Origin of the sequence: Lacrimispora sp. (assembly GCF_032078915.1) — a bacterium.
In the GTDB taxonomy this organism is placed as follows: Bacteria; Bacillota; Clostridia; order Lachnospirales; family Lachnospiraceae; genus Lacrimispora.
Genome location: NZ_DAMAUN010000021.1, coordinates 14,998 through 30,163 on the forward strand (window position 1 = coordinate 14,998; position 15,166 = coordinate 30,163).

Annotated in this window: 9 protein-coding genes and 1 pseudogene; 3 read left to right on the top strand and 7 right to left on the bottom strand. The window is 41.8% G+C overall.

Annotated elements, in window-relative coordinates; genetic code table 11:
- Positions 1-302 precede the first annotated feature (302 nt).
- The gene (locus RT269_RS10600) at positions 303-2,474 is read left to right on the top strand and encodes a glycoside hydrolase family 88/105 protein (protein WP_313182480.1); all 2,172 of its coding nucleotides are present in this window, start codon (positions 303-305) and stop codon (positions 2,472-2,474) included.
- Positions 2,475-2,636: 162 nt separating this feature from the next.
- Here the strand turns inward: RT269_RS10600 and RT269_RS10605 are convergent, their stop codons facing one another.
- From RT269_RS10605 to RT269_RS10630, 6 genes are all read right to left on the bottom strand, one after another.
- Positions 2,637-5,183, bottom strand: coding sequence for a bifunctional diguanylate cyclase/phosphodiesterase (locus tag RT269_RS10605; protein ID WP_313182481.1), 2,547 nt, complete (start codon positions 5,181-5,183; stop codon positions 2,637-2,639).
- Between the two features lie 810 nt (positions 5,184-5,993).
- Positions 5,994-6,731: an MBL fold metallo-hydrolase gene (locus RT269_RS10610; RefSeq protein WP_313182482.1), complete on the bottom strand. Its 738-nt coding sequence runs from the start codon at positions 6,729-6,731 to the stop codon at positions 5,994-5,996.
- Between the two features lie 103 nt (positions 6,732-6,834).
- Positions 6,835-9,015 (bottom strand): HelD family protein, encoded by a 2,181-nt coding sequence (locus RT269_RS10615; protein ID WP_313182483.1) that lies wholly within the window; start codon positions 9,013-9,015, stop codon positions 6,835-6,837.
- 241 nt (positions 9,016-9,256) lie between these two features.
- On the bottom strand, positions 9,257-9,922 hold the full coding sequence (locus RT269_RS10620) for a class I SAM-dependent methyltransferase (protein WP_313182484.1): 666 nt from the start codon (positions 9,920-9,922) through the stop codon (positions 9,257-9,259).
- A gap of 11 nt (positions 9,923-9,933) precedes the next feature.
- Positions 9,934-10,464, bottom strand: coding sequence for a PadR family transcriptional regulator (locus tag RT269_RS10625; protein WP_313182485.1), 531 nt, complete (start codon positions 10,462-10,464; stop codon positions 9,934-9,936).
- Between the two features lie 139 nt (positions 10,465-10,603).
- Positions 10,604-11,230 (bottom strand): flavodoxin family protein, encoded by a 627-nt coding sequence (locus tag RT269_RS10630; protein WP_313182486.1) that lies wholly within the window; start codon positions 11,228-11,230, stop codon positions 10,604-10,606.
- Positions 11,231-11,435: 205 nt separating this feature from the next.
- Between RT269_RS10630 and RT269_RS10635 the strand changes: the two genes are divergently transcribed.
- Both RT269_RS10635 and RT269_RS10640 read left to right on the top strand, forming a co-directional pair.
- The gene (locus tag RT269_RS10635) at positions 11,436-11,858 is read left to right on the top strand and encodes a MerR family transcriptional regulator (protein WP_313182487.1); all 423 of its coding nucleotides are present in this window, start codon (positions 11,436-11,438) and stop codon (positions 11,856-11,858) included.
- A 114-nt stretch (positions 11,859-11,972) separates the two neighbouring features.
- Positions 11,973-13,388: a PQQ-dependent sugar dehydrogenase gene (locus tag RT269_RS10640; RefSeq protein WP_313182488.1), complete on the top strand. Its 1,416-nt coding sequence runs from the start codon at positions 11,973-11,975 to the stop codon at positions 13,386-13,388.
- Positions 13,389-13,565: 177 nt separating this feature from the next.
- On the opposite strand, the pseudogene RT269_RS10645 reads toward RT269_RS10640, so the two are convergent.
- A pseudogene (locus tag RT269_RS10645) lies at positions 13,566-15,166 on the bottom strand (DUF11 domain-containing protein); the annotation flags it as partial.

The following is a 15,166-nucleotide window of genomic DNA, read 5'->3' on the forward strand; positions in this document are numbered from 1 at the left end:
ATAATACCTCCAGTTTTAATCATGTTTACGTATTTTATATTAGCCTGTGCTAAAAGGATATTTATGCTTAATCATACCAGAATGACATGTTAAATTCTATCATTTTCTATATAATAGTTAAAGACAATTTTAAAACATTTTTTTTCGTTCGATTCCAATCTTCATGTAAGTAGCCAAAAGTATGATTTTATCAAAAAAAGTCCCGATTACATAAGATTTGTAATACTTTAATCTATTATAATATTAATATAGAATCCAGGAAACTTTTTTTGGAACGAAATTCTTAACAGGAGGAACCCCTTATGAAATACGAAAGTAACAAAGTCTGCGATAGTAGTTACTTCCATTGGGAAGAAAGCGCCTACCACGTATATGGAGAGCGGGATCGTGAAGTAATTGCACTATTGGCCAACCGTTTTATCGGGCATAACCCCCAGGCGCCTTATCAGTACCGGCTGGATTTTACATCCGGCATTACATGCGATACAAAAGGCTGGTATCAATTCAATTTCGGCAGCCGCTTTCCCCAGGCCGCCGTTGGAGAGGTCTGCTATGGAGCAGGAGATTTATACAGCCACAGCCAAACTGTCTCCCATTTTCAGATCCAATGCTGCGGACCGACTGTTTTATGGGTGAATGGAGAAAATGTATTTCACTCTCTCCCGCCTCAGGAAGGCTTGAAATCCTGCTGTACATGTTCCATTCCCCTTGAGGCCGGACTTAACCACTTTCTTTTGGAAACCGAAAAAACGGAAATCGGTTTCGGTCTCTCTCTCCGCCATGCACAGCCCCAATGGCAACCCTCCCATTTTACCGCGCCTTTGGCCGAAAGAAAGGGACAGGCAGGTTTTGTCTATTGCCCTCCCATTGGCCGGGAGACAGCGGATATCCCTGCTCTGATTAACGGTTCTTTTAAGGGGCTTCCCTGGTTTCCAAGGCAGGAGTATGAGGCGCCTGTCTCCTCCTGCCCGTTATCCCGTATTTTCGGTCTGGACAGCCAGGGAACCGCTGCTGCCAAAAGCAGTTTCTTCCATGGGGATTCCGGCAGGGTCCTGATCAAAGGAAGCTCCAGTCAGCCGCTTAAAGTCTATATCAACGGGGATCTATACTTAGAATGGTTGGAAGGGGCCTTTGAAAAGGAAATCTCACTGCCCAGTGGAAGATATGAGGTAATACTAATTTGCCAAAAGAAAGCAGGCCACGATACAGGTCTGGCAGTTGAATTTCAGGATGCCGGCGGTCCCCTGCCTCTTAGCACCGGGGTAAAAGGATATGAGGGTGAATGGATCTATACCGGTCTATTTGAAAAGGAAATTCCGCCCATCAGTCATTTGAAAGGCATGGATAAGGTGTACTCCGGATCAAAAGGCACCTGCTGCTGGAAGGCAGACCTGCCAGATTCCTTTGTGCGGATATTCGCGGAGCAGGAATTATACGGAAAATGGACCTATCCCTGCGGCGTGACCCTTTATGGCATGTTAAAAGCGGGGGAATATCTCGATCGCCCGGACTGGCTGGAATATGTACAGGAATATGCCCGGATGACAGCGGCAGTGTATGATTATTCCATTTATGATAAATCAGTATTCGGATATCCGGGAGTGAACACCCAGCTTTGCTGGCTGACCGAATTGGATGACTGCGGCTCCTTTGGCTCCTTTCTGCTGGAAGCCAACCGACGGTGTCCCTCGGAAGAAGCTCGTGCCCTGGCAGATGTGATTGCTGATTTTATGATGAACCGTCAGCGAAGGGAAACGGATCAGGTGTTCTCCAGAAACGACAACACCATGTGGATCGATGATATGTACATGAGCATCCCGTTTTTATGCCGTTACTACCAGTTAAGCGGAAAGGAGGAATACGTAACAGAAGCTTGCCGCCAGGCAAAGTTATTCAAGCAGTACTTCTTTATGCCGGGTCAGAATCTGATGTCCCATATTGTGGATCTGGAATATAAGAAAATGAATAAAATCCCCTGGAGCCGGGGAAACGGCTGGGTGGTGCTGGCCTTATCAGAGCTTCTTCTGGTTCTCCCTGAGGATCACCCTGACTATAAGGCTGTGGCCGGATTTTTCCATGAGATGGTGGAAGGTATTTTGCGGGTACAGGATGAAAACGGACTGTGGCATCAGATTCTGGACGACCCTTCCACCTATGAAGAGGCTTCCTCCACTTCCATGTTCATCTGCGCTCTTTCCAGGGGAATCCGCCTGGGAATTTTAAGCCCAAAGCTGTGCCGGGAAAGTGTTTTATCCATTCAGCGGGCATGGAAAGGAATGAAGCAAAGGGTAATCAACCGGAAGGGCGACCTTTACGGTGTCTGCCAGGGCTCCGGCTGCTCCTTCAGCCGCTCTTATTACCAGCAGCTTGGATGGCGCTTCAACGACCCCCATGGAATTGGAATCGCTATTTTAGCGGGAGTCGAAAAGCTCATGCTTGACGATTTCCTTCAACATAACCATATCTCTGAATAAATAATATATGCTCCCCTTATGGAAGACAGATTTTCCTGTTATATCGGTCTGCCATAAGGGGAGCATGTTACGTCACAGGCTGTGGCCTCTGCCTCTTCGATCCTGAACAGTGCACCGGCCGTTTCATTGGCAATCTTTCTTCCGTCTTCCACCTTTCTGTTCCTAAGTGGCTGATGGTCCTTTTCGAAACCACTTTTCAATACTTTCTGCATCACCGGGCTTTGCAAAATAATACCCCTGGATATAATCGCATCCCATCTCCTTAAGAATCTCTCTTTGTTCCGCTGATTCCACTCCTTCGCACACCACCTTTAAGTTCAGGCCATGGGCCAGCTCTGTGATGCTTTTTATTACCTGATGCTCTGTTTCGCTTTCAAGAGCTCTTCTTAAAAATGACTTGTCAATTTTTAATATATCAATAGGGAGAACCGTTAAATAATTAAGGGAGGAATACCCTGTACCAAAGTCATCCAGCGCAATGCTGACCCCAAGGGACCGCAATTTTTTAAGGACCTCGATATTGTCCTGGGAAAGCTCCAGGAGGACACTTTCCGTAATTTCCAGCTCCAGCTGGCTTACCGGAAACTGTGTCTCTTTCAGAATCTCCACAACCTGATCATAGAAATTCTTATGGCGCAGCTGGTGTACGGAAATATTTACGGACAGTCTTCCGATTTTACAGCCGCTGTCAATCCAGGCTTTTCCCTGTTTACAGGCATTTTTTAATATCCAGCTGCCAAGGGGAATAATTAACCCCGTATATTCGGCTACCCCTATGAACTCAAAGGGCAGGATCATCCCCAGTTCTTCGGAATAAAGCCTTGCCAGAGCCTCCACTCCTCTTATTTCATCCTTTGATAAATCCTGCTGCAGCTGATAATAAATGAGAAGATTATCTTTTGCCAGGGCCTCTCTGATACATGCCTCCACATTGGATTTTCTGATAATTTCATCATGCATCTGTGCATCGTAGATGCAGTACTGGTTTTTACCGCTTTCCTTCGCCTTGTTAAGAGCTGTATCGGCGTTCCGAAGCACATTATTTGCTGTCTGGCCGGCTTCAAGACCATGGACAACACCAATGCTGACAGATAAATAAACAGACTTTTCCATCAGCTCGAAAGGAGAGTCAAAGATTCTTAGAATGTTCTGGCAAATCATTTCCACCTCTTTGACGTCCTGATGATTCCTGATAAGAATTAAAAACTCATCCCCACCGAACCTTGCTACCATATTTTCCTGCCCCAGGATCTGTGTCAGCCGGTTGCCTACCTGTTTAAGCAGCTGGTCGCAGAAATCAAGCCCAAGTAAATCATTGTGGATCTTGAAATTATCCAGATCAATCATAAGTATGGAATATCTGCATACCCCCTCTCCAATGCATCTTAACGTGTCCTCAAGGGTACCCATAAACTGCACCTTATTAGGCAATCCTGTCAGCATATCATAAAATGCCATGTATTCCATCTTCGATTCTCTATGCTTGCGTTCTTCAATATTGGACACTGCACCTGCAAGCTTGCCAGGAAGGCCTTCACCGTCAAAATAAACCTTACCCTTGTTCAAGACCCAGGTATAGCTGCCATCCTTATTTTTAATACGGTACTCCCGGTGAAACTCCCGGGCCTCTCCCCTTAAGCAAGAGTCAAATTCAGCCAGCACTGCCTGATAATCTTCCTGATGAATGGTTTCTTCCTGTAATATCCCGCGTAGTCCATGTCCTTTCGGGGCATTTCCGGTAATATCGATCCATTTATCGGAAGTAATGATCTCATCGGTTATGAGATTCCATTCCCAGAGCGCATCATTCGCACTGCCAAGAGCCAGGGTATAGCTTTCCTTCAGCTTTTCCAGTTCCTTGTGAAGGTTGGCAAGATGCTGGATGTTTTCATCCTTTTTAAAGAGCCCCATCTGCACATAGATGAGTACTCCCATAAGAAACAGCACCAGCACCGAGATAAACCCTATGACCGCTCCGTTGGTATTGATACTGTTTCCTTCCTTTGACAGTTTCATTGTCCAGTAAGTATCCATGACCGGGATCTGGACTATGTAGGAATTTCTGTCCTTCCAGGGGGAATCCCCCCAGATGAGCCCCCCTTTACTATTATAGATACTGATGTGGTAGGAATTCGGTACCGCCTCTCTGGTCACCCTTTCCATATAGGTATTAAAGTTAAAAACCACAACAAAAAATCCGTTAAACTGATCGTTCTTATAAAGAGGATACCGTATGACCAGCCCCAGCAAATTCTGGGTCCCCTTCAGGATAAAGGGATCATTGACCGTTATAATCCTGTTTTTAATCGACTTTTCAATGGCTTCCTCTACCTCCGGTCGTCCAAGCAGGGAGGCGCCCATGGTATAATCATAGGTATCAGGATATACCATATCTGTGATCGTATCCTTATCTTTATGCTGGATATATAGGATGTCCGGGTTTCCCTCCATATATTTGGATGACAAAATATTAAATTTGTGTTTATCGATTTCATCATCAATGTCATAATTATAAGCAAGGGAGGTCAATACGCCCTCTGTTATGGCAATATGCTGCTGAATAGAATAGGACACAGATTGTCCAATGCTTGAAAGAACATAATTGTCTTCTGACTTCTGGGAACGCAAAAGAACGAAAACAATCGTCATGAAAATGATAAGCATAATGACCGTCTGTACGGCTATATATCTGGAATACTTATTACTCATTACTGCCACCTCGGTACTGGTTTATTTCTCCATAACCAGCCATTTCATTGATTGTCTTTAATTAGTTGTATACTTTTGAATTGTTGAAATACAATTTACCATTGAAGTATACAAAAATAATCTGCTATGATTAGAGAATACAGCAGATTATTTTTTTCACATACTCAGTTATGTAGTATATTTGAGCTATTTATAAGAACCTTGGTATCCGGCTCTGTTTTTAAATGGATATCAAGCTCGCTATATACACTTCTAAGAATTGTTCTGACAGTTGCTTCGGATATATACCGCCTGTCAGCGATTTCCCTGGGCCTCCACAATAGTCAAAGGGTGATGGGATATTTGCTCAAACTGCCCCATTTATTCCAGTTTATTTTCATTTGAAATATTCTGTCTTAATATCTTAATTTACCACAAAAACCGACATATTTCAACATATAGTAACATGTCATACATTAAAAATGCGTATTTATGTTATTTCTGTAACACCCTATCATTTCTAATTTCTATACAAAAAGAGGCCGCGTTTACTGGTCATAATTACCTCCAATAAACGCAGCCCCTTACTTATAACGGTCTGGTCATTTCATACTGGGATCACATCCCAAAGACCGCCTTTCCTTCCTTTACAATGATCCGGCTGACCTGTCTTCCTGTGTAGAGAGGGCTCTGCCTCTATGATCGAAAGCAGGTCCGTTACCTTATAATCATGTCGGTATTCCATGCCCAAGATCGTCTTGTCAGGATGGGTGTGGGAATCAACAAATGCCGGTTAAAGCAAATATCCACCCCAGTCATACCGTTTCGCCTCTATAAAAAATTTTTAATACTTTGTGATTTAAATGCAAAGTCTGTGAGGTTCTCAAATATCCCTCCATGATAGCAATAATAGCGGTCAGCATCCAGAGATATCAGTTTATAAAGTGAAGCTTTGGCAGCTTCCATATCCAGGGTATACTGTGGATTTGCGATGACCAGTTGATTGCCCTCAATAACTGCGGCATCTCCTGTGATAACGGAATTGCTCTCCTTTAGATATAAGGAAATATGTCCCGGCATATGCCCTGGGGTATCTATGATCTCACAGCCGCCGGCCCAGTCAAAATGATCCCCATCCTTAACCTCTATATCAACGGAAACAGGTTTGACTCTTCTTAAGGATTCACAGAATTGAATTCCAAAAGGCTTTTGCTCTTCCGGCAGCACATTCAACATTTCTTCCGCCTGTAACAAACGCAGCGATTTTTTCTCACCGGAGATATACCCGCTTTCAATGCGGCCTGCCACGACCTTAATCTCAGGATATTTTTCCTTTATTTCATATAAAGCTCCCATGTGGTCGTCATCATGGTGCGTGATCAATACCTTTGTTAAGGAACCTGGATCAATCCCCTTTGATTTCATCTCAGCCTCTAATAAGGGCAGGAAACCAGGATATCCGCAGTCCACAAGAACAACATCATTGGCGCTTAATAACAAAACCGGATGAAATGTCCGGGTTTCATTCTGATATTGAAAATTTATATCTAACATAATTATTTCATTCATTTTACTTTACCTCACAAACATCCTTAGACAACCCGAAATCCCCTGCTGCCATAAAAGCAGGGCGTACTGTTGTGATATCGTTTGACGTGGTTGTTTTCCTCCCTTACGATTTCCTTTCGTCCAATAACGGGCTTGCTTCTCCCTTACAAAATAAGTTGAGTCTATGAAGGGCCCTTGTGCAGGCGATGTATAATAGCTTTTTATCATCCTGGCTGTGGTAAGTTTCAGCGTCAGCATCACATATTAAAACTGCATCAAATTCAAGCCCTTTGGACATATAGACCGGTATTATGAAAACGCCTTGCAAATCGGTTGTGCTTTCATTTTTTATTAATTGGACATCAGCTTTGTCCTTTAAGCATTCAAAGAGGAAACGGGCACTTTTTTCAGTTTTACAGATTAATCCGATAGACTGGTACCCCATTTCCAGGCAGGAATTCACTTCTGATACAATCAAGTCTTGATACGATGGTTGATCCTTCGCCGCATATAACTGGGGCTCATCTCCTTTTCGGTTGAAACTCTTTATCTCTGTACTTTGCTCAAGGAATTTTAACCCATAATTTAAAATCTCATTTGTACACCGGAAGCTTTTGTCCATAGTAACAAGAGAAGATTTTTTCTTATTGAAGATTTTTCCGATCAATTGGTACAGGGATAAGTCTTCCCTCTTTTCCAGGGTCTGGTTGATATCTCCCAGGATTGTAAATTTCGATTTTGAAAACAGCAGATGAAAGATTTCAAAATGGAGAGGATAGTAATCCTGTGCTTCATCAATTACTACCTGCTTAATGGTTTTATATTGATTGATCCCGTATATTTTTAAATTCAAATAAGTGAGAACCGTCGCATCATCATAGTATAGCATATTGGTATCTAAATTTTCCTGGGTGAATGTTAAAATGTGGTCCATGCAGCCGGGAAGCTCTATCCCTTTAGCAAGGCTGTAAAAATATGCTTTGTCATGGAACAGCTTTCTATAAACATCCTTAATATCAAGTTCCATGAATTTTAACATTTCTTCATTCATCAGAATTTTCTCTGATTGTTTTAAGCGGTATTTCTTTGACTCGCCGATCAGTTCCAAAATATATTCCCTTATCAGCTTTAATCTCATACCCAGAGGAGTTTCATTAATTCCGGATAATACTTTCTCTTTTATCATGTCTCCGCTTATGATACACTCACCGCCATAGCAGATATCCTCAAAGTTCATCCAGTTGTGGGGCAGGTCATCAATGAACCGATTGAGTATCTCCAAAAACTGGCGGGATGTTTTGAATTCGATGCTGCTTTTTATAATATCCCTGTATTGAGTATTTGAGATCAGGTTTTCTAAAAATTGATTTCTCGATTGTACTTGCCCATTCTTCAGGACAGAAGCAATGATATCTTCAAATACCACCGATACGACATGTTCTTCTCCAAGCTCGGGCAATACATTGGAAATATACTGCTCAAATAATGAGTTTGGTGAAATAATCAAAATATTATCAGCGGTCAGCTTTGAGGAAAGGCCCTGGTACATCAGGTAGGCTGCCCTGTGAAGAGCAATGGACGTCTTGCCGCTTCCTGCTACGCCCTGTACCATCATTAAATCATTTTCCATATCCCGGATAACGATGTCCTGTTCCTTTTGAATGGTTTCTACAATCGTTTTCATCTTAGGAGAAGTATTCTGGGACAGCAGCTTCCTTAAAAATTCATCCACAATCTGTACATCCGCATCGAAATAATACTCCAGCTCCCCTTTGCTGATTTCATACTGGCGCTTTAAATTAACCTCTCCTGCGATCCTTCCGCCAGGAGCATCATAAAATGCCTGCCCCAATACAAACCGGTAAAAGACGCTTGCTATGGGTGATCTCCAGTCATAAATAAAAAATTCATTTGTCTCATCTTTCTTTAAAGAGGTGCGTCCGATGTAGATATTTTCGAATTCATCTTCATCATCGAACTTGAAGTCGATCCGGGCAAAATAAGGGGATTGGATCATTTTCTCCAGCAACAGAATTTTGTTTTCTACCGCTTCATAATCGGCGATTTTATCTGTGATCGGATTTGCATACTGGTTTAAGGCAGCAAGGGCTTCAAAGCCTTCGCTGCTCCATAGATTTGCTATGGAGTGAGGCGTATTCTCACGCAGCTCTTTCTTGGCAGAAATTATGGCTGACTTATTCTCTGCATTACGCTCTCTCGCTTGATCCAGCTGCTTTTTCGCTAAAGCAATGGTTTGTTCTAACCTGCTCTTTTCAAATTCTAATTCCGTCCGGTTATCTTCCATAACAAATACCACCTCTCTTATAGAATTGGCAGAAAACTTATTTCCTAAACCGTTATTCAAAATAGTCTAGCACAACCCGAATCAGAAAAACAGTCTTGTTGTGGCCGATTGTATGTGTTATAATAAAGGTGGAGAGAGAAAGGTGATTGCGCAGACGCACAATCACCTTTCTTTTATATGCCATATTTTATAAAAAGCAGGTCCCCGCCTGTACAGCAAATCCTATTACATGACGCCGCTGTTATAAAGCGGTTTTCTTTCCTGTTATACATAAGCCGAAAAACTCCATGCTGACAGCAGTATTCTTAAGCTTTGACTGACCAAGCAAGTTTTTTATTTCATCGATCGTATATGAGGCATTGAAAGAAGTTAAAAATCCCGGACGGATTTCCTTCGGCCTGGTTGAGAAATAAATAAACCACTTGATCAAAGAGTTCACATCACGGCGCATGTCGGTGATGCATAAAAGTCCTTGGGGCTTTAAGACTCTGTTTATTTCATTAAAAACCTTTACGGGGTCTTCCCATTCATGAAGCGATCCATTGGAAATAACAGCATCAAAGGAGCTGTCCGGAAACGGCATCTCCATACAATTACCTTCCACGTAGACAGTTCTTTTTTCAAAGCCGTAATCCCTCGCATTCTTTTCTGCGAGCCTGATCATCTCCCAGCTTATTTCACATCCGGTAAGAGCTGCATCTGGGAATTTTTTTAGCCACTCAAGGCCCACATACCCTGGACCGGGGCCAATCTCCAATACATTTCCTTTTGTAATCCCTGCTTTAATGAAGCTGTTTACATTATTCCAGCCTTTATCCCGCATGATTCTGGCGAAATTATCGAAGATCTCAACCGTTATCTTATCCTGAATGCCTTCATTTGTTTCGATGATTCTTTGCTTTTTCATGATCTCTCCCCCTATAAACTCAAACGATTTAATGTTTCCTCCGCCCAGTAAAGCTCCGCCCGGTAATGGTGTTCATGATGGCTAAATATAATATTTACCATTGTTCGGTCCTCTTCCGGCACAAAACCCATAGTCTCTTCCTTATGTTTTTCAATATTGGATATTGCCGTATTCAGCTTATGGATATAAGCAGTTAAATGGCTTAAAATCTCTGCATTTTCAATATAATCGGAAAAGTAAAAAACACCGTCTGAAGGAAACGTCGGACGGTATTCAAATTCAACCAGTCCGGCGATCAAATTCTTAAATGCAGCTATTCCTTTATCCGTAATCGTATAAATCGTTTTTTCCGGCCTGCCCTCCGGCTTTTCCCGGTTTGCAGAAAGCAGGCCATCTGTCTCCATCTTTTCAAGATGATAATAAATCGTCGGCAGCTTGATCTGTGTAAAGTCGGATAGCTGCTCTGCAATGATTTTCTTAATCTGATAGCCGTGCTGCGGGCCGAATCTTTGAAGTAAACCAAGAATATAAAGAGGGATCATAAATTTCACCTTTCTAAACAATAATTTAGTCAGTACTGACTATAATTATACTCAGTACTGACTAAATGTCAAGAATAATATTTAGAATAGCCTTTTCAAGGGCAGCTATATTTTCATAATTATGTTCCTCTTTGATTTCTTATCGTATAAAATTAGTCATAACATGGCCTTCTTCTTCAGGAACAGGTGTGTTCTCTTTTCCCGCATCAATGATCTTAAGCAACCATGCCATTGACCTGGCGTTTTTGCGGATAGTCTGGATTCCTTCCTCGTCCTGATTAACTTCTCCTTTATCCATGCCATACGCTACTGTCCAGTATTGGGACGGCGGTAGCACAGTCTGGGCTAAATTAAGATAGTTATTAAGCTGATGTACCACATCCACACCGCCTGCACGTCTTACAACGGAAATGGAAGTTGCGACTTTATATTTGAAGTAACCTGAGCTTGTAAAAAATACCCTATCCAGAAAGGCTTTCATTGTTCCTGCTATTCCTGCATAATAAGTAGGGGATCCAAGGATGAAACCGTCTGCCTCCCGCAGCTTTTTTGCAGTTTCATTGACAATATCATCTTTAAAAACACAGTGATTTTCTTCGGAGGTCCAACAGTATCCGCAGTGAATGCATCCGTGGATATTCAAATGACCAATTTGAATGGTTTCAACTTCTATCCCCTGCTGCTCCAACTCATCTGCCATTATCTTAAGTGCCTGATTTGTATTACCGTTTTTACGTGGACTGCCATTAATTGCTATTACTTTCATAAATCCACACTCCTTTCTTTGCTATACGGAAAGTATAGACCCAACACTTAGATGTAGGTCAATAGTCTAAATTAAAATTATTTTTACATTTTACGACAATATGACTTTATAATATGACAATTTCGATATTTTTCATAATTATCCTTGACCTGGAGCTAAGTGTAAGCAGTATAATAATTAAATAAAACTGTTTGAGGTGATAAACGTGAACTATACCATAGCACAAGCCGCAAAAAAAATGAATCTAACAATCTATACATTACGTTACTATGACCGTGAAGGGCTGCTCTCTAACGTGAAAAGGGATAAATCAGGCAACCGTATGTTTACAAAGGATGATATGGAGATGCTTTCCCTTATATGCTGCCTGAAGAATACCGGAATGCCTATTAAGAAAATAAAGCAATTTACGGACTGGCAAAATGAAGGCAACCAAACCCTTCATACCCGTAATGATATGTTAGAAAATCATAAAGAAGATATTTTAAAGCAGATCGATAATTTAAATAAACATCTTCGTTTGATCGATCGAAAGTTGGATTATTACCATGATGCCTGCCAGGCCTATGATACGAATTCTCCAATTCCAACCTGCTGCGAATATATCGATGATGAATTAGAACTATAGGCTTCATTTGGAACCGATACCCCCATAAACATACTTACTTAATGTTAAATCCTGTACTAATATAATAGTTCTATTCATATTTTATTAAAAAATAATTAGAATGGGGTTTGTACATTGGGAAACGTTAAGGTTCATTTACAGCCATTAGTAGGTAATATAAATTTACCCACTGTTTTAAAAACAGCCATACTTCCGGGTGATAATGCAGAACGATTATTTATTGCAACCCAGGTCGGAGAAATCTTTTACATCGGAGACGGAGCTATAGAAACTTTTTTAGATATTCGCCCGAGAGTTTTAGAACTAGGGGGTTCTTCCGGCGGATATGATGAACGCGGACTACTGGGATTAGCGTTTCATCCCGATTTTTATACGAATGGCCTGTTTTACCTTCATTACTCAGTTGCCGGATCGCAAGGTCCAGGTGCTCTTCCATCATCTTTTAGACCTGATCCATGTGACCCAGAAACCTTAAACTTAAAGTGGACAAATAGGGAAACCCAATATAATCACATTGATACAGTCGAAGAATGGATCTTTCGATCCAATGCCCAACCTCAAAAACGCCGTACATTACTTAGTATAAGACGACCGTATCTAAATCATAATGGTGTCAACAGTTTAAATTTTTCACCAGAAACAGGAACGCTTGTTTTAACAACCGGAGATGGCGGCGCAGGCTTCGATCCATTTAATTTAAGCCAGGATGATATGGAAATTGCCGGCAAAATAATTGAAATTGATGTGGCGGTGAATACATCTAATAATAATCCACCCATTATTACACGTTTTCAGGAGCTTCCTGTTCCCTTTCAGGAAACCCTTACGGTTATTGCCAAAGGAGCCCGCAATATGACAGGCATTTCATTTCAAAGATTTAACAGTCAATATATCAAATATGTTGGGGATGTGGGACAGGATCTGGTAGAGTCGATTTTTTCATTCGTCGATTATAAACCCATACCGGTCACTGAGCTCATCCAATCTTCTATGATGAATACCGAGCCAGAGCAAGAAGGATTTATTAACTTTGGCTGGCGTGGTTGGGAGGGCGCTCTACCTACTTCAGTTGTAAGTAACTGCTCTGCAAATCCAGCTATGAATGAAAAAATAATTGCATATTACGATGAAACAATAACAACATCGGTAAAGCGCTTACCGCCTCTTATCAGTTATTTTCACCAAGATCCCCGGCCCGATAAGTTTGGGGCAACTGCGCTTACAGGAGTCCAGCCATACATGGGAAATGAAATCCCAGATTTAACAGGGAGCGTTGTATTCACCGATCTTGCCAGAAGTGAAGGAGCTCCGCCGCCTGTCAGAGGTGTTTTCGCTTATACCACGGTAAAAGCAGATTGTAAACTCCAGGATTTTAGTGTGATTGATATTGATTATGATTTTGGCTCTAAATCAGCTTATTTTGTTAGCTTGGGAACAAATCTGGATCAAACCAGGCTATATTTAGGAGTCTATGAATCTATGGAAGTAGCGGATCATTACCAAGGTACTGTTTTTGAAATCACTCCATGAATAATCAATCGGATATTCACAATCCGCTTCGCTGCTTGATGAACCAAGCCAACTATATTCATTGGTTTTAAGTTTAATAAGGCTCAAGTATTGAGCATAAAAATACCGCCAACCATCGAACAGTTGGCGGCAGGAACTTTTTTCATCCACTGCATCTTAACAGGAAAAGCAGCAAGATCAATCGTCAATATATTTAAAAATCAGTACACAAGCTGTTGCGGTATTATTGTTAATATCTGGATCTGGTGTTGTTGAACTGACTTGTGCTGTATTAATTAGTTTACAAGAACATGTTTGCCGTATGCATCCTTTTATAAGAATGACTCTTGATGTGCCTGCTGGTATTGTGCCTAAGTTAACACTTCCCGGCCATGGCTGGAAAGCAAGACCATCGTCCAGTGAAAACATCGGTTTTTTAAGAATGTTTTCCAGGCTATCTGTTAAAACAACATTCTGAGCATCTGCCGGACCTGCATTTGAAACCACGATGGTAAACTCCACCAGCTCACCGCAGCAAGCCGCTTTCTTATTTGCAAATTTCTTCACAGAAACGTCTGCTTCTGTTTCTTCATTTGCGGCTACTGCTACACATATTGATGCTACGTTGTTGAACAGATTCGGATCCGGGGTTGCTGAGATTGCAATTGCCGTATTATTAATACAGCCTGAAGCTGATTCTGCTACTGTGCCTCTAATGATAATCGTTCTTGATTCTCCAGCCGGCAATGCCCCGATATTAAGGGAGCCCAGCCATGGATTAAAGGTTGCCCCGCCATCGGCTGAAAATACCGGTCCTGTAATGCTTGCTGAAATATTATCATTTACAATTACATTTTCTGCAGTATTTGGTCCTGCATTGGATACTACAAGAGTGAAGGTTATCATTTCTCCTGGAGCCACTGGATTGGGGCTTGCAGTTTTTGTAATTGAAACATCTGCTTGTGCAGGAGCTAATATTGGTGTCTCTGTCGTTGACGTGTTGTTCTCCGGATTTGGGTCTGGTGTCGGGGAGCTGACTGTTGCTGTATTTATAAGAATGCCTGCTGCCGTTGGGCTTACAGTTCCTCTTATGATGATAATTCTATCCGCGCCTGCTGGTAATGTTCCTAAATTAAGAAATCCCGGCCATGGATTAAAGGTTACTCCTCCATCCATTGAGTACTCTGGATCAAGAATAGAACCTGGTATACTATCCATTAAAAGAACATTCTCTGCAGCATTTGGACCAAAGTTATCAATAACAATTGTATAGCTAAGCGGCTCTCCCGGTATAGCAATTGCCTGATTACTTTGTTTTTCTACAGCAACATCTGCTTCGACAGCTGATACTGGTGTTTCTAACGTTGAAGTATTATTCTCTGGATTTGGATCTGGTGTCGTGGAGCTTACAATTGCTGTATTGGAAATCACGCCTGTTGCGTCAGGGCTTACAGTTCCTCTTAAGATGATAATTCTTTCTGCTCCTGCCGGTAAAGTTCCTAAGCCAAGAAATCCTGGCCATGGATTAAAGGTTGCTCCTCCATCGATTGAGTACATTGGAATAAGAATAGAACTAGGGATGGTATCCATTAGAAGAACATTTTCTGCTGCACTTGGGCCAAAATTATTCACTGTTATCGTATAGCTGAACAGCTCTCCTGGTTCTGCAATTGCCTGATTGCTTTGCTTTACTACAGCAATATCAGCTTCGCCTGGTAATTCTTCAACCATAAGAGGAACGGGGTTGGATTCTTCTGAAAAAGCACCTGGTATGCCACCCTCAACAGGTGTATAGGAGT